Origin of the sequence: Streptomyces sp. NPDC008092, assembly GCF_042957285.1 — a bacterium.
Lineage (GTDB): Bacteria > Actinomycetota > Actinomycetes > Streptomycetales > Streptomycetaceae > Streptomyces.
Window position 1 is genome coordinate 111383 of record NZ_JBIBHY010000007.1, and the last position, 15686, is coordinate 127068.

A 15686-nucleotide genomic window follows, 5' to 3' on the forward strand; every position below is an offset into this window, starting at 1 on the left:
CGGCGGGACCGTGTCCGACGGGGCGGACCGGGCGGGGCGGGGTCGGGGCGGTCAGCGGCCCTGGAAGTCGACCGGGGGCCGGGGCTGCTTCGCCTTGAAGGCCTTCACGGCGGAGGCGAGGCCCTTGGTGACGTCGTCGGTCGTGAACAGCGGCATGGCGATGTCGAACATCGCCTCGTCCGCCGCAGCGACCCCACCGACGGCCCAGGCGCGCAGCAGGGCCTTGTGCGCGGCGTAGGCGCGGGTGGGGCCCTGGGCCGCCTTGCGGGCGAAGGCGGTCGCCTCGGCCGGCAGGGCGTCGTCGGCGACGACCCGGTTGACGACACCGGCGTCGGCCATGACCCTGGCCGGCACCTGCTCGGAGGTGATCGCCCATTCCGCGGCGCGAGCCCGGCCCGCGCGCTCGGCGACCCGGTAGACACCGCCGAGCAGGGTGACGATGCCCAGGGTCTGCTCCGGGTGGCCGAACCGCGCGGTCTCGGCGGCGAAGATCACGTCGGCGCGCAGGGCGAGTTCGAGACCTCCGCCGAAGCACAGTCCCTGGACGGCCGCGATCACCGGCAGCGGGAGCCGTTCGAGCTGGTTGAAGACCTGCATGTAGCGCTCGAAGAGGGCCCGCAGCGCGCGCGGGTCCGTGTCCGGCCAGTCGACGATGTCGCCGCCGAAGCTGAAGTCGGGGCCCTCGGCACGCAGCAGGACCGCGCGGGCGTCGCTCTGGCCGATCGCCTCCAGGGCTTCGGCGAGTTCGGTGGCCAGCTGCGGGTCGATGCGGTTCTGCGGCGGGTTGGCCAGGACCAGGGTGGCGAGGCCGTCCTCGACGGCGTAGGTCAGGTGGGGCATGGTTCGTCCTCGGGCTGTGTCGTGGGTGTCTGTCAGGAGAGGTGCCGGCGGAACCAGTCGAGCGCTGCGGCGCTCGACCGCTCGAACTCGGTGGTGTACGGGTCGAAGTGGCCGCCCGGGATCAGCTGCAGTCCCTTGGGCTCCAGCGCCTGCTCGAAGGCCGCGAGCCCGGTGTCGGTGAGGGTCACGGTGTCGTGCTCGGCGACCACCATGAGCAGCGGTGTGGGGGAGACCCGGCTGATCCAGGCCCCCGGCTCGTACATGCGGGCCAGCCGGTTGGAGCGGACCGTGACCTCGTTGCGCCACGCGCCCTCGGGCGTCGGCTGGAGGTAGAAGCCGATGGCGTCCGGTGTCCGGTAGGACGCGGGCACCGCGGGGTCGTCGCTCACGACGGCCTGGCTGCGGGGGGCCTCGCCGCGCGCCTGGGCGCGTTCGTCCTCGTCGAAGGCCGCCTCCAGCTTCGCGACCGCCTCCGGCGCGACGCGGCGCCGGCCCTGCTCGAAGCCGCTGATGGTCGGGACCTGCGCGACCACGGCGCGCAGCCGCCGGTCGGTGGCGCCCAGCACGATCGCGTGGCCGCCGGCGTAGCTGGTGCCCCACAGACCGATCCGGTCGGCGGCGACCTCGGGCCGGCTCTCCAGGAAGGAGATGGCGCGGCGCCAGTCGGCGATCTGCCGCCAGGGGTCGATGTCCTGCCGGGGCAGGCCGTCGCTGGCGCCGAAGGTGCGGTGGTCGTGCAGCAGGACGACGAACCCCGCCCCGGCGAAGGCCCGTGCGAAGGGTTCGAGGCCGTGGTCCCTGACCCCGGCGTAGCCGTGGGCCATGGTGATCGCGGGGTGCGGGCCGGGACCGTCCGGCAGGAAGAGCCAGCCGCGCAGGGTGACCCCGCCGTCGGCGTCGAACGCGACGTCCTCGCGCTGGATCATGGGACAACCTCCTGGGTGCGGCCGGGGCAGGTCCCCGGCCGGAGTGACGGAAGACGGGGTCTCAGCCCCGGTGGAAGTACCCGGCGTCGAGCAGGCCGGCGAGTCTGGCGCCCAGTTCGGCGGAGAACCGGTGGACGGCGCCGAGCGGCCGGTGGTGGATGGCGGCCCGGACGATCTGTCCGGCCGCGTTCTTCGTCAGGACCGTCACGCCGTCGATCCGCATGCCGCCGAACGCGGTGGCCCGCCACTCCAGGTAGGAGCGTTCGCCGCTCACGGTCTCCTGGGTGAAGACGAGGGAGTCGTAGATCGCGCTCGCCGCGGCCAGCACGTTCTTGACCGGGTCCCGGCCCTCGACGGGGCGGGTGAGCGCGCTGGCCTCCAGCGTCACGTCGTCGGCGAACGCCTCGCCGAACGCGTCGGCCGACTTCTCCGCGAAGGCGCCGGTCCAGCCCGACGCGCGCACCGTGGGCAGCACAGCGGCGAGGAAGCGGTCGAGGTGGCCGGCGACGACGGCCGGCTGCTCCAGGTGGGCCCAGTGCCCGGCCCGGTCGACCACGACCGTCTCGGGCGCGGCGAACCGCGGCGCGACCCCCTGGGCGACCAGCTCGGCGGTGACGAAACCGTCGTCCGCACCGCGCACCACGAGCACGGGGCCCGGGTACCGGCTGGGCCGGGCGCCCGCCGGGTGCCCGTCGTTCCAGCAGCCGACGGTCTCCCGCACGGTCTCGGGACGGATCCGGGTGCCGCTCACCACCAGCCGGTCGAGGTCGGCCTCCGCGAGCGCGGTCGACAGCCGCGTCCGGACCGCGCGCTGCGCGTCGCCGTCGCCGCCCAGGGACCGGAAGGGGGCCGTCAGCGCGTCGGGCTGCCGGGTTCCGGCCAGCGGGACCGGGGTGACCAGGACCAGGCCGAGCGCCCGGCCGGGGCGCTCCGCGGCCACCAGCTCGGCCACGGCCGATCCCATGCTCTGGCCGACGATCACGAAGGGCTTGCCGAGGGCGTCGGCCACGGCACCCACCTCGCCGGCGAACCGGTCGTAGCCGAAGGGCCCGCTCGCCCCGGTGCGGTCCCCGCTCCCGGCCAGGTCGAGGGTGACGCATTCGACGCCGGGGGTGGTGAGTTCGCCGATCAGGCCGTCCCAGACGTACTGGTCGTCCAGGAAGCCGTGGACGAAGAGCACGGCGAGGTCCCCCTCGCCCTGCCGCCGGAACCGCACGTCGCTCGTTCCGATCCGGTCGGTCCGCATGGTCGCCGCGCTCACTTTCCGGGGGCGGTGGTGGCTCCGGAGGGGGACCACTCCGCGGTGTCGATCGGGGACCAGCCGGTGGGCCGTCCGTCCAGGCGCTGCATCCGCCGGCCGTGCCGCGCCGCCAGCAGTTCCTTGTCCAGGGGCGTGGTGAAGACGTTCTCGACCAGCGTGTACTCGGCGGCGAGGCGTCCCACGGCCGGCAGGGCGGCGGTGTCGATCCGGCCCCGGTCCAGGTAGAGGTCGTCCCGGATGTGGAAGCGGACGACCCGGCCCCACACCACGTGGTCGACCTTGTCGTCCCCGACGGGGATGATCCGGTCGACGACGCACTCGAAGGAGATCGGCGCCTCCCCGACCCGGGGGGCGCGGACCACCTCGGACGGCTCCTTGCCCAGGCCGAGCACCTCGAACTCGTCCACGTCCGCCTCGAACCCGAACGCCGAACCGTGCATGGCGTCCGCCTGCGGCAGCGTCACCAGGTTGGTGACGAACTCCCCGGTGTCGCGGATGTTGACGAAGGTGTCCTTCAGCGTGACGCCGTCCGCCTGGGGCTGCAGCGTGATCGAGACCATGGGCGGCTTCCTGCCGACCGCGGTGAAGAAGGAGATGGGCGCGAGGTTGGCCACGCCCTCGGCCGACACCGTGCTGACCCACGCGACCGGCCGCGGAATGATGCTCCCGATCAGCAGTTTGTACGCGTGGGCGGCGTCGAGTTCCGCAGCGTCAATGATCATCTTCTGGCCTCCGTCGGATTGCGGCGCGGTCCGGGCCGGTGAGGAGCGGCTCGTGAGGCGGTGTCGCACACCCGCCATCGGACATAACGCCCACGCGACAGAAGTGTATGCCCTATGCATGCGTCGTTTTGGTGTGACGCCGACCTCGTACACAGCGCGTGGCGCGCATGATGCCGTCCGCAAATGACATAGATGTGCACCGTTTGACTATGTCCATCCCTCGGGTTAATTTCGGCTGGAGAAGCACGACGTTGCAGCCCCCGAGAGCCCCAAGGAAGCGATCATGTCGGGACCACGACCGAGCTGGAGTGTCCATGTGGCGCCGTCGATCCCCACCGGGATCGACGATCTGCCGCCCGACGTCCCCCGGCGCATGTGGTCGCCCATCACGGCCACGCTGATCACGGGTGAGCGCGATGCGGTGCTGGTCGACGCACTGATGACCGCCGGGCAGGCGGACCGGCTGGCCGACTGGGTCGCCGCGAGCGGCAGGAACCTCACCACCGTCTTCGTGACCCACGGGCACGGCGATCACTGGTTCGGACTGGGCACCCTGCTCGAACGCTTCCCGCAGGCGCGCGCGGTGGCGACACCGGCGGTGGTGGAGCGGATGAAGCAGCAGATGGCGCCGGAGTTCGTCGCGTCGTTCTGGGAGAAGCGCTTCCCGGGACAGCTCCCGGACCGGCTCGTGGCCGCGGAGCCGCTGGCCGGCGACCGGCTGGAACTGGAGGGCCATGACCTCGTCGTGGTGGGCCTCGGGCACACGGACACCGACGACACCACCTGTCTGCACGTGCCGTCGACCGGCCTGGTCGTGGCCGGCGACGCCGTCTACAACGACGTGCACCTCTACCTCGCCGAGTCACCGGCCGAGGGCCGCCGGGCCTGGCTGCACGCGCTAGACACCATCGCCGCGCTGGAGCCGGAAGCGGTGGTCGCGGGGCACAAGAACCCCGCACGTCCCGACGGCCCGGGGGCGATCGCCGAGACCCGGAGGTACATCCACGACTTCGAGGCGGTCGCGGAGCGCACCACGAGCACGCTCGACCTCTACCGCGGCATGCTGGAACTGCATCCCGGCCGGGTCAACCGAGGCGCGCTGTGGGGTTCGGCGAGGTCCGCCAAGGGGTGAGCGACCGACCCGGTATGAAAATGTTTCCATAGCCGCCGTTCACCGAAAGAGATCCACCGATGCCCTGGACCGCCACCGCCCGATACGGCCTTGAGCCCGCCCCGGGCGGGCTGGCCTTCGTGCAGGACCTGCTGAACACCCTGTCCGCCGGGAAACCGCGCAAGCCCGACCTGCTGCAGACCGCAGAGGACGCCCGTGCCTGGCTGGACCAGGCGCTGCAGAGCTGGAGCGAGGCGACCCGACGGCCCGCACCCGTCATCGAACTGACGCCGCAGGATGTGGAGAGCCTCCGCGACTTCCGCCACGACCTGGTCCGGAGCCTCCACGGCCGGCACGGTGACCCGGTGCCGGAGCCCGGTCCGGCGGCGTCGGTGCTGACCCTGCCCACGGCGCTGCGGCTCGACGGGCACGGGGTCGTGCACGCCGAGCCCCGCGGCACGGGCTGGCGGCAGGCGGCCTCACTCGCCCTGACCGAGGTCTACCAGGCGCAGTGCACCGACACGCTGCGCCGACTGAAGTCCTGCCGCAACTCCCGCTGCCTGACCGCCTTCTACGACCGCTCCCGCAACAACAGCGGTATCTGGCACGACGTCCACGTCTGCGGCAACGCGGCCAACCTGCGCAACTACCGCGCGCGCAAGCGGGCGGGCGCGGACCAGGCCTGACGGGAGGATCGGCCCTCCGCCTTCGGTTCTTGTGGGCCCGGGGCCCTTTTCTTGTTCAGATCGTTGACACGAGTCACCACCGGATCCTACGTTTCCGACGCGCCGGTGGTGAGACTGACAGCTCGTCAAGGCCCTGTGACGGTCGGTGCGTTCACAGGCCGAACGCGCTCCGGGCCCGCCTTCGGCGGCTTCGCGGTCCACATCGTCGTGCCCGCACACCGAAGGAGTGACGGCTCATGTCCGAAACCGTCTCCCGACGATCCGCCCTGCGACTCACCGCCGGTGCCATAGCGGTCGCCGCCGCGGCCACCGGCGGACTCGTCCCGCTCACGCCCGCCGCGGCGGCGGACAGACCCGGGGCCGGGGCCGGCCCCCGCGTCGAGGGGCTGCTCGCCAGACTCACACTCGACGAGAAGATCTCCCTGCTGCACGGGGCCGACGACCCCGGCTCGCTCGGCCAGGCCGGCTACGTGCCCGGCGTCCCCCGGCTGAACATCCCGCCCCTCAGGCTCGCCGACGGCCCGGCCGGCGTGCGCATCACCGAACACGCCACCGCACTGCCCGCGCCCGTCCTGCTCGCCTCCGCCTTCGACCCCGAACTGGCCCGCCGCTACGGCCGGGTGATCGGCCGCGAGGGCCGCGCCCTCGGCCAGGACGTGCTGCTCTCCCCGATGGTCAACCTCATCCGCACCCCCTACGCGGGCCGCAACTTCGAGACGTTCAGCGAGGACCCGCTGCTCGCCTCCGACCTGGTGGCCGCCGAGATCCGCGGCATCCAGGGCGAGGGACTGATCGCGACCGTCAAGCACTTCGCCCTCAACAACCAGGAGCAGGACCGCAATTCGATCGACGTGCGGGCCGGCGAACAGACCATGCACGAACTCGAACTGCGCGGCTTCGAGGCCGCGGTGGGCGCCGGCACCGGCGCGGTCATGGGCTCCTACAACAAGGTCAACGGCACCTTCGCCTGCGAGAACAAGACCCTGCTCACCGACGTCCTGCGCGACCAGTGGGGCTTCGCGGGCTGGGTGATGACCGACTGGTTCGCCGCCCACAGCACCGCCGCCGCGCTCACCGCCGGCCTCGACATGGAGATGCCCGACGGCACCTACTTCGGGGCGGCCCTCAAGTCGGCGGTGCGGAACGGCAGTGTGCCCGAGCGGTACGTCGACCGGGCGGTACGGCGGATCCTCGCGGTGATGGACCGCTTCGGCCTCCTCGACGGCAGTGCCCCGCCCCGGCCCGCCCGGGACGCCGCGGCGGGCGCCGCCGTGGCCCTGGAGGTCGCCAAGGCCGGCGCGACCCTGCTGCGCAACGAGCACCGCACCCTGCCCCTGGACGGCGGCAGTGTCGCGGTGATCGGACCGACCGGCTCGCTGCCCTTCGTCAGCGGCGGCGGCAGCGCCCATGTCGTCCCCGACCACGCCGACAGCCCCCTGGACGCCATCAGGGCGCGGACCCGCGGCCCGGTCACCTACGCCCTCGGCGAGGACCTGTTCGGCAAGGCCCTGCCCGCCGACGCCCTCAGCCCCGGCTTCACCACGGAGGGCCAGCGGGTGGACGCCGGGAAGACCTGGGCGTACGACGGCACGCTCACCGTCGCCGAGGACGACGAGTGGACCTTCGTGCTCCACTTCTCCTCCGCGGCCACCGCCCGCCCCAAGGTCCTGCTCGACGGCGAGGAGCTCTTCCCGCTCGCGGCCGGATACGGCGAGTACTTCTCCGGCGGCCTGGTCGCCGCGGCCCCCGACGGACTGGGCGTCCGCCGCAGGACGCTCCGGCTCGCCCGCGGCGCCCACCTGTTGCGGATCACCGCGGACGGCGGCGACTCGGGTCTGCTGTTCCGGCTGCGCCGCAGCACGAGCGCGACCCGCGCCCAGGACGTCGCCGACGCGGTCGGCGCGGCCCGGGCGGCCCGCCACGCCGTGCTGTTCGCCTACGAGGACGCCACCGAGGGCCTCGACCGCACCACCGTCGCCCTGCCCGGCCACCAGGAACAGCTGATCCGCGCGGTGACGGCGGCCAACCCGCGCACCACCGTCGTCCTCAACACCTCGTCGTGCACCTCGATGCCGTGGCTGGCGGAGACCGGGGCCGTGCTGCAGATGTACTACCCGGGCCAGGAGGGCGCGGCCGCCACCACCGCCGTACTCTTCGGCGACAGCGACCCGGGCGGCCGTCTCACCCAGTCCTTCCCCGCCGACGACGACCACCACCCGGTCGCCGGCGACCCGCGCCGCTACCCCGGCGTCGACGGTGTGGAGGAGTACTCCGAGGGCATCCACGCCGGCTACCGCTGGTACGACGCGCAGGGCGTGCGGCCGCTGTTCCCCTTCGGGCACGGGCTGTCGTACACCTCCTTCGCCTACTCCGGCGCGGAGGCGCGGTGGACGCGCGGCGGGCTGGAGGTCTCGTTCACCGTGCGCAACACCGGGCGCCGGGCCGGGATCGCGGTGCCGCAGGTGTACGTCGGGCCCTCCCCGGATCTCCGGCTCGACCAGGCGGTACGGGTGCTGGGCGGCTACCGGCGACTTGGGCTGCGCGCGGGGGAGCGGCGGCGGGTGACCGTGCGGGTCGCCGCGCGCACCCTGTCGTCCTGGGACGCGCGGCATCATCGCTGGACGCTCGGCACCGGGCGGCGGACCGTCTGGGTCGGTGCCTCGGCGGGCGACCTGAGACTGCGGACCGGCGCCCGGGTGGGCGGCGGCCACCGCTGAATTCCTGTCAATGAACGGCCGGCGAGCGGGAGCTCTCCGGCCGTTTACTTCAAGGGTTTACAAGAATTTTCCCCGCCGTGTGTTTCATTTGCAGCGCTGTGGTTGACGGCGGGTTTTTGTCAGGATTGGGTGAGGGTTCGCGCAGAGGTGTTCGGCGCGAGTTTCCGGTGTGCCACGATCGAGCCAGCGGGCCGAAGTCATCCCGAATTTACAGAGCTCGGCGCGGCCGCACGCCGCGTTGCGGCGTGGTGAGTGCCGGGTGAATGGCCGGGGTGCTTTGACGGGCTTGTGGCGGTGTGCCGCCAGTGATCCGACCATCCGACGGCCGCCCATCCGCAGTGGATTGCTCGGATTTTCGGCTCTTGCGGTGAATTCCTCCCGCTGGCCGAATCAATGCTACCGGACGTGGTGGGCCACCTCCGTTATTGACCCGCGAGTAATGAACTCGCTAGTTTCCGGTGGCCTCACCACGAGCTTTCCGCCGCACACATCCCCCACCGTGCTGTCCTCCCGATTATTCGGAGCGTCATGACGTCCCCTGTGCGTGCCGTCGACCTGATCATGTGCATCACGCCTTTCGGAGAACCCGATGCCAGGCTCTCCGCAGCGGTCTGTGCCGCCGGCGGACTCGGCGTCCTCGACCTGGGCCGCGGCGACCGAAGAACCCGGGAGGCGCTGGCCCGGCTGAGACGGGCGGTGCCGGGACCGTACGGCGTGCGGGTCGCCGCCGGCTGCGCCCTCACCCCGGACGAGCTCGGCCCGGCGCCCGACACCGTGGTCCGGGCCGCCGACGCACCCTGGACCGTCGCCGAACTCGCCCCGCACACACGGGTGCTGGCCGAGGTGACCGATCTCGCCGAAGCGCGCGCGGCGGTCGCGGCCGGAGCGCACGGGCTGATCGCCCGGGGTGCCGAGAGCGGCGGCCGGGTCGGCGGGCTGAGCACCTTCGTGCTCCTCCAACAACTCCTGAACTCCACGGAGTCGGAGGTGCCGGTCTGGGCGGCCGGCGGCATCGGACCACGCACGGCGGCGGCCGCGGTGGCAGGTGGCGCGGCCGGGGTCGTCCTCGACAGCCAGCTGGCCCTGCTCGCCGAGTCCCGGCTCCCCGAGGCCACGGCAGCCGCACTGCGCTCCCTGGACGGCTCCGAGACCGCCGTCGTGGCCGGACACCGGGTCCTGCACCGCCGCGGGCCGGACGCCGTGCGCCCGCCCGCCGACGACCCGGCCGCGGTCGCCGCGCTGCTCGGCGCCGAGGACCTGCGCACCCAGCTGCTCCCGGTCGGCCAGGACGGCTTCCTCGCCGCACGGTTCGCCGAGCGGTGGGGCGATGTGCGGCGGACCGTGCGGGAGCTGACGGCGGCGATACGCACGGACGCGGGCGCCGCCGAGGCGCTGCGTCCCGGAACCTCCGCCATGAGCCGCGCCCTCGGCACCCGGCTGCCCGTCGCACAGGGCCCGATGACCCGGGTGAGTGACCGGGCCGCCTTCGCCGCGGCGGTCGCCGACGACGGAGCGCTGCCCTTCCTGGCCCTGGCCCTCGCCGACGGCGCCCGCACCCGCGAGATGCTGACCGAGGCAAAGGCCGCGCTCGACGGACGGCCCTGGGGCGTCGGCGTCCTGGGCTTCGCGCCCGAGGAACTCCGGAACGCCCAGCTCGAAGCGGTACGGGAACTGCGGCCCAGCCACGCCGTCGTCGCGGGCGGCCGGCCCGCGCAGGCGGAGGCGCTGGAGCGTGCCGGGATCAGCACCTTCCTGCACGTGCCCTCGCCCGGGCTGCTGCGGCAGTTCCTGGAGGCCGGGGCCCGCAAGTTCGTGTTCGAGGGCTCCGAGTGCGGCGGCCACGTCGGACCCCGCGCGAGCTTCCCGCTCTGGGAGGCCCAGCTCGCCGTCCTTGAGGACTTCCCGGACGCCGAGGGCCTGGAGGTCTTCTTCGCGGGCGGCATCCACGACGAACGCTCCGCCGCGATGGTCGCCGCACTCGCCGCGCCGCTCACCGCCCGGGGCGCGGCCGTCGGCCTGCTCATGGGCACCGCCTACCTCTTCACCGAGGAGGCCGTGGACCGTGGCGCGATCCAGCCGCTGTTCCAGCGCCAGGTCATGGCGGCCGCCTCGACCGCCCTCCTGGAGACCGCGCCCGGCCACGCCACCCGCTGCGTGCCCAGTCCGTTCACCTTCAACTACCGCGAACGCGAGGCGGAGTTGCGGGACAGCGGGGTGCCCGACCGGCAGGTCTGGGAGGAGCTGGAGCGGCTCAACGTCGGCCGGCTGCGCATCGCCAGCAAGGGCGTCGACCGCACGGCCGGCGGCGAGCTGACGCCCGTGGACGAGCAACGCCAGTTCTCCGACGGGATGTTCATGGCCGGAGAGGTCGCCGTGCTGCGCTCGGCGACCACCACCGTGGCCGCTCTCCACCACGCCGTGACCGACGGAGCCGCCGACTTCCTGGCGCGCCGGACGCCGGCGGAGGCACGGCCGGCCGAACCTCCCGCCCCCGCCCCGCTCGACATCGCGATCGTCGGCATGGCCTGCATGTTCCCCGAGGCCCCCGACCTCGCCACCTTCTGGGCGAACGTGGTCGCCGGACACGACGCGGTGACCGAGGTGCCGGTGGAGCGCTGGGACCCGGCCGTCCACCACGCCGACGGCTCCACCACCTCGAAGTGGGGCGGCTTCCTGCCGCCGATCCCCTTCGACCCGCTGAGCTACGGCATCCCGCCCGCCTCCCTCGGCCACATCGAGCCCGTCCAGCTGCTCGCCCTGGAGGCGGCCCGGCGCGCCCTGGACGACGCCGGATACGGCGCACAGGGACGGGAGTTCGACCGCGCGCGCACCTCCGTCGTGTTCGGCGCCGAGGCCGGCAGCGACCTCTCCAACGCGGCCACCCTGCGGGCCGTACTGCCCTCCTACTACGGCAAGGTGCCCGACGGCCTGGCGGACCAGCTGCCCCGGCTCACCGAGGACTCCTTCCCGGGCATGCTCTCCAACGTCATCTCGGGGCGGATCGCGAACCGCCTCGACCTGGGCGGCGCCAACTACACCGTGGACGCCGCCTGCGCCTCCTCGCTGGCCGCCGTCGACGTCGCCTGCAAGGAACTCACCGCAGGCACCAGCGACGTCGTGCTCTGCGGCGGCGCCGACCTGCACAACGGCATCAACGACTACGTCCTCTTCTCCTCGGTGCACGCCCTCTCCCCGACCGGCCGCTCCCGCGCCTTCGACGGCTCCGCCGACGGCATCGCCCTCGGCGAGGGCGTGGCCTGCGTCGTCCTCAAGCGGCTGACCGACGCCGAGCGCGACGGCGACCGGATCTACGGCGTGATCAAGGGCCTGGGCTCGTCCAGCGACGGCCGCTCCCTGGGCCTGACCGCGCCCCGGCCCGAGGGCCAGCGGGCCGCGCTGCTGCGCGCGTACCGCAACGCCGGGATCTCCCCGGCCCAGGTCGGCCTGGTGGAGGCGCACGGCACCGGGACCGTGGTCGGCGACCGCACCGAACTCACCATCCTCAGCGAGGTGTTCGCGGAGGCGGGCGCGGCGAACGGCGGTTGCGGGCTCGGCTCGGTCAAGTCCCAGATCGGGCACACCAAGTGCGCCGCCGGCCTCGCCGGGCTGATCAAGACCACCCTCGCCCTGCACACCGGCGTCAAACCGCCCACCCTGCACCTCGACCACCCCAACCCGGCCTGGCAGGAGGAGGACAGCCCGTTCGCCTTCCACACCGAGGCCCGGCCCTGGGCGGCGCCGCCCGCCGAACGGGTCGCCGGAGTCAGCGCGTTCGGGTTCGGCGGCACCAACTTCCACGTGGTGCTGGGCGCGTACGACAGCGCCGTGCCGCCCGAGCAGGGGCTGGACGCCTGGCCCGCCGAGCTCTTCGTGTTCCGGGGACGGGACGAGAAGGCCGCCCGGCGGGGCGTCGAGGAGCTCCTGCGGGCCGCCGGGACCGGTTCCTGGCGACTGCGCGACCTGGCGCTCGCCGCGGCCCGCCGCGCGGACGCCTCGCACGAGCCGGTACGGGCCGCGGTGGTCGCGGCCGACGTCACCGGGCTCGCCGCACAGCTGCGCCGGGTCCTCGCGGGGGACCACGACCCCGCGGCCGGGATCCACCTGGCCGACGGGCCCCGGGACGGGGACGCCAAGGTCGCGTTCCTCTTCCCCGGCCAGGGCAGCCAGCGTCCCGGCATGCTCGCCGACGTCCTCATCGCCTTCCCCGAGCTGCAGCACTACCTCCAGCTCGGCCGCGCCCACGCCGACGCCCTCTACCCGCCCGCCGCCTTCGACGACGGCACCCGCGAGCGCCGCCGGGCCGCCCTCACCGACACCCGGGCCGCCCAGCCCGCCCTCGGCATCACCGGCCTCGCCGCCCACGCCTTCCTGACGGCGGCCGGCGTCCGCCCCGACATGGCCGCCGGGCACAGCTACGGCGAACTGGTCGCCCTCAGCGCGGCCGGTGCCCTCACCCCCGAGACCCTCCTGGAACTGAGCGCCGAACGCGCGGCCGCGATCCTGGCCGCCGCGGGCGACGAACCGGGCACCATGGCCGCGGTGTCCGCCGGAGCGGACGACGTCGAGCGCGCGCTGCGGGCCGCCGACGCCCCCGCCTCCGTCGTCGTGGCCAACCACAACTCGCCCCGCCAGACCGTCATCTCCGGCCCCACCGACGAAGTGACCGCAGCCGTACGGTCGTTGCGCGAGGCGGGCCTCGGTGCCAAGCGGATCCCGGTGGCCTGCGCCTTCCACAGCCCGGTCGTGGCCGGCGCGGGCGAGCGGTTCGCCGAGGTCCTCGCGGACACGGCCGTACGACCGCCCGAGTTCCCCGTGTGGTCCAACCGCACGGCGGCCCCCTACCGGCCGGACGCCGACGCCGTACGCGCCGAACTCGCCGCCCAGATCGGCTCACCGGTCGCCTTCGCCGCCCAGATCGAGGCGATGTACGAGGCCGGGGCCCGGGTCTTCGTGGAGGCCGGACCCGGGACCGTCCTCACCCGGCTCGTCGGGCAGATCCTCGGCGACCGCCCGCACACCACCGTGGCCTGCGAACCCCGCGCGGGCGGCGGACTGCGCGGCTGGCTCGACGCACTCGCCGGGCTGGCCGCGGCCGGCGCACCGGTCCGCACCGCCTGGCTGCTGCGCGGCCGGGACGCCGTGGACGCGGTCCGGACCCCGGCGCCCAAGCGGCCGGGCTGGACGGTCGACGGACAGCTCGTGCGCACCGCCGCCGGAGACCTCCTGCCCGGTGCCCTCGCACCGGCCCGACGAGTCGTGGAGACGACGACTGTGACGACGAACCAGCCGCACGGCGCCCCCGCCGACCGGGACGCGCTGATCTCCGAGTTCCTGCGCACCAGCCGGGAGATGATCGCCGCCCAGCGCGATGTGCTGCTCACCTACTTCGGCGCGACCCAGCTGCAGGTGCCGGCCGCGCCGGTCCTCCAGCAGCTGCCGGCCGCCGCGGTGGCCGTGGCGCAGCCCCAGCCGCCGGAGCCCGCCCTCGCCCTCGCGCCCGCACCGGAGCCCGTCCCGGCGGTCGAGCCCGAGGCGACGGCCGACGTCGAGCGGGTCGTCCTGGAGATCATCAGCGAGCGCACCGGCTATCCCGTGGACATGATCGAGCCCGACCTCGACCTGGAAGCCGACCTGAGCATCGACTCGATCAAGCGGGCCGAGATCGCGGGGGAGCTGGCGAAGCGCCTCGGCATCGCGGGCGGCGCGGAGACCCTCGACGACGCCGAGCTGGAGGAACTGGCCAAGGCGCGCACGGCCGCGGCCGTCACCGGATGGCTGCGGGCACGGGTCGGCACCGGCGCGGAGGAGCCGGCCACGGCCCCGGCGGAACCGGCCCCGGCCACCGCCGGCCGGACGGCCGACGTGTCCGGGCCGGCGGCCGCGGTGACGGAGCCGGGGTCCGGCCCGGGCGCACCGGCGACGGCGTCCCACCCCGCCGCGGCCGACGAGGTCCCCGCGGGAGAGGCGCCCAAGCGGTTCGAGATGCGGCCCGTGGCCCTGGCCGGGCCGGACGCGATGGCCGACCCGGCCGCCGTGCTGTCCGGCAAACGGTTCCTCGTCCTCGGGGACGGCACGCGCACGGCGGCCCGGCTCGCCGGGTACGGCGCCGAGGCCGTGACCGTCGACGCCGACCACCTGCTCGGGGAGGCCGACGGAGCCGTGGACGGCGTGCTGTACCTGGGCGCGCTGCCCGGCACCGACACCCCCGTGCTGCCCGACGCCTACCCGGTACTGCGGGCGGCCCTGGCCCGGAACCCGCGCTGGCTGCTGGCCGCCCGGCCCGCCGGCGGCGCGGACGCGGCACGCTCGGCCGGACTGCACGGGCTGTTCCGCACCGTGGCCCGGGAGTACCCGGACACCGTCGCCCGGGTCGTCACCCTCGGGGACACCGCACCCGAGGCGGTCGCCGACGCACTGCTCGCCGAACTGCTCGCACCGGAACCGGCTCCCGTCGTGCTGCGCACGGCCACCGGCCGGCAAGGCCTGGAGCTGGTCGAGGTGGCGCCCGGCGCACTCGGCGGCACCGGGGCCGGACCGGCCGGGGCGGGGGCCGCCGAGGCCGCCGCGCTCGGCCTCGACCGGGACTCGGTGGTACTGCTGGTCGGCGGCGCCCGGGGCATCACCGCGAAGTTCGCGGCCACCCTCGCCGCCGCCTGCCGCTGCCGGCTCGAACTGCTCGGCCGGACACCCGCGCCGAACGGTCCCGAGGCCCCGGACACCGCCGCCGCCCGCACCCCCGCCGAACTCCGCGCCGCCCTCGCCGCCCGGGGCGGCCTGAAGCCCGCCGAGATCAACCGCGAGGCCGAACTGGTCCTGGCCCAGCGGGAGATCACCGCCACCCTGGACGAACTCGCCGCGCTCGGCAGCGAGGCCCGCTACCACGCCGTCGACTTCCGCGACCGCGACGCCGCACTCCAGGCCGTCAAGGAGATCCACGCCGACCACGGCCGCCTGGACGGGGTCGTCTTCGCGGCCGGGGTGATCGAGGACCGGCTGATCGCCGAGAAGACCCCGGAGTCCTTCCAGCGGGTCTACGGCACGAAGACGACCGGCGCGGCCACCCTGCTCGCCGCGCTGGAGGAACTGCCCAGCGGTCCCGGCTTCGCGGTCCTGTTCGGCAGCATCTCGGCCGTCCTCGGCAACCGCGGCCAGGCCGACTACGCCGCCGCCAACGACGCCCTGGAGAGCCTCGGCGCCGGCTGGGCGGAGCGCACCGGGAACCGCGCGCTGACCGTGCACTGGGGGCCCTGGGCACCCGTCGGCGGCCACACCGGCATGGTCAGCCCGGAGCTGGGGCGCGAGTACGCGCGCCGCGGCATCAGGCTGATCGACCCCGACGAGGGCACCGCGGCACTGCTGCGGGAGCTCGCCTGGGGCGCGGAGTCCGTGCGGGCCGTCGTCTACACCGCCTCGGGCTGGTGAC

At 74.2% G+C, this 15686-nt stretch carries 8 protein-coding genes; 4 read left to right on the forward strand and 4 right to left on the reverse strand.

Annotated elements, in window-relative coordinates:
• Positions 1-51: 51 nt before the first annotated feature.
• The 4 genes from ACFZB3_RS23545 to ACFZB3_RS23560 all read right to left on the reverse strand — a co-directional run bounded on the left by ACFZB3_RS23545 (position 52) and on the right by ACFZB3_RS23560 (position 3749).
• Positions 52-840 carry an enoyl-CoA hydratase-related protein gene (locus ACFZB3_RS23545; RefSeq protein WP_391378072.1) on the reverse strand — a complete coding sequence of 263 codons (789 nt, stop codon included), beginning with the start codon at positions 838-840 and terminating at the stop codon, positions 52-54.
• Positions 841-872: 32 nt separating this feature from the next.
• Positions 873-1766 carry an alpha/beta fold hydrolase gene (locus tag ACFZB3_RS23550; RefSeq protein WP_391378074.1) on the reverse strand — a complete coding sequence of 298 codons (894 nt, stop codon included), beginning with the start codon at positions 1764-1766 and terminating at the stop codon, positions 873-875.
• Positions 1767-1827: 61 nt separating this feature from the next.
• Positions 1828-3012 (reverse strand): alpha/beta fold hydrolase, encoded by a 1185-nt coding sequence (locus tag ACFZB3_RS23555; protein ID WP_391378076.1) that lies wholly within the window; start codon positions 3010-3012, stop codon positions 1828-1830.
• An 11-nt stretch (positions 3013-3023) separates the two neighbouring features.
• Positions 3024-3749 (reverse strand): flavin reductase, encoded by a 726-nt coding sequence (locus ACFZB3_RS23560; protein WP_391378078.1) that lies wholly within the window; start codon positions 3747-3749, stop codon positions 3024-3026.
• A 283-nt stretch (positions 3750-4032) separates the two neighbouring features.
• Between ACFZB3_RS23560 and ACFZB3_RS23565 the strand changes: the two genes are divergently transcribed.
• The 4 genes from ACFZB3_RS23565 to ACFZB3_RS23580 all read left to right on the forward strand — a co-directional run bounded on the left by ACFZB3_RS23565 (position 4033) and on the right by ACFZB3_RS23580 (position 15685).
• Positions 4033-4881, forward strand: a complete 849-nt coding sequence (locus ACFZB3_RS23565; protein ID WP_391378080.1) for an MBL fold metallo-hydrolase — start codon at positions 4033-4035, stop codon at positions 4879-4881.
• Between the two features lie 59 nt (positions 4882-4940).
• Positions 4941-5546, forward strand: coding sequence for a CGNR zinc finger domain-containing protein (locus ACFZB3_RS23570; RefSeq protein WP_391378082.1), 606 nt, complete (start codon positions 4941-4943; stop codon positions 5544-5546).
• Between the two features lie 236 nt (positions 5547-5782).
• Positions 5783-8263 (forward strand): glycoside hydrolase family 3 N-terminal domain-containing protein, encoded by a 2481-nt coding sequence (locus ACFZB3_RS23575; protein ID WP_391378085.1) that lies wholly within the window; start codon positions 5783-5785, stop codon positions 8261-8263.
• 528 nt (positions 8264-8791) lie between these two features.
• Complete coding sequence (locus ACFZB3_RS23580; protein WP_391378087.1) at positions 8792-15685, forward strand: SDR family NAD(P)-dependent oxidoreductase; 6894 nt, start codon at positions 8792-8794, stop codon at positions 15683-15685.
• Position 15686: the final 1 nt, after the last annotated feature.

Excerpts from the sequence above, each read along its gene's own strand:
- ACFZB3_RS23580 (WP_391378087.1), top strand. The coding sequence starts at position 8,792 with ATGACGTCCCCTGTGCGTGCCGTCGACCTGATCATGTGCATCACGCCT.
- ACFZB3_RS23570 (WP_391378082.1), top strand. The coding sequence starts at position 4,941 with ATGCCCTGGACCGCCACCGCCCGATACGGCCTTGAGCCCGCCCCGGGC.
- ACFZB3_RS23545 (WP_391378072.1), bottom strand. The coding sequence starts at position 840 with ATGCCCCACCTGACCTACGCCGTCGAGGACGGCCTCGCCACCCTGGTC.
- ACFZB3_RS23565 (WP_391378080.1), top strand. The coding sequence starts at position 4,033 with ATGTCGGGACCACGACCGAGCTGGAGTGTCCATGTGGCGCCGTCGATC.
- ACFZB3_RS23550 (WP_391378074.1), bottom strand. The coding sequence starts at position 1,766 with ATGATCCAGCGCGAGGACGTCGCGTTCGACGCCGACGGCGGGGTCACC.
- ACFZB3_RS23555 (WP_391378076.1), bottom strand. The coding sequence starts at position 3,012 with ATGCGGACCGACCGGATCGGAACGAGCGACGTGCGGTTCCGGCGGCAG.
- ACFZB3_RS23575 (WP_391378085.1), top strand. The coding sequence starts at position 5,783 with ATGTCCGAAACCGTCTCCCGACGATCCGCCCTGCGACTCACCGCCGGT.
- ACFZB3_RS23560 (WP_391378078.1), bottom strand. The coding sequence starts at position 3,749 with ATGATCATTGACGCTGCGGAACTCGACGCCGCCCACGCGTACAAACTG.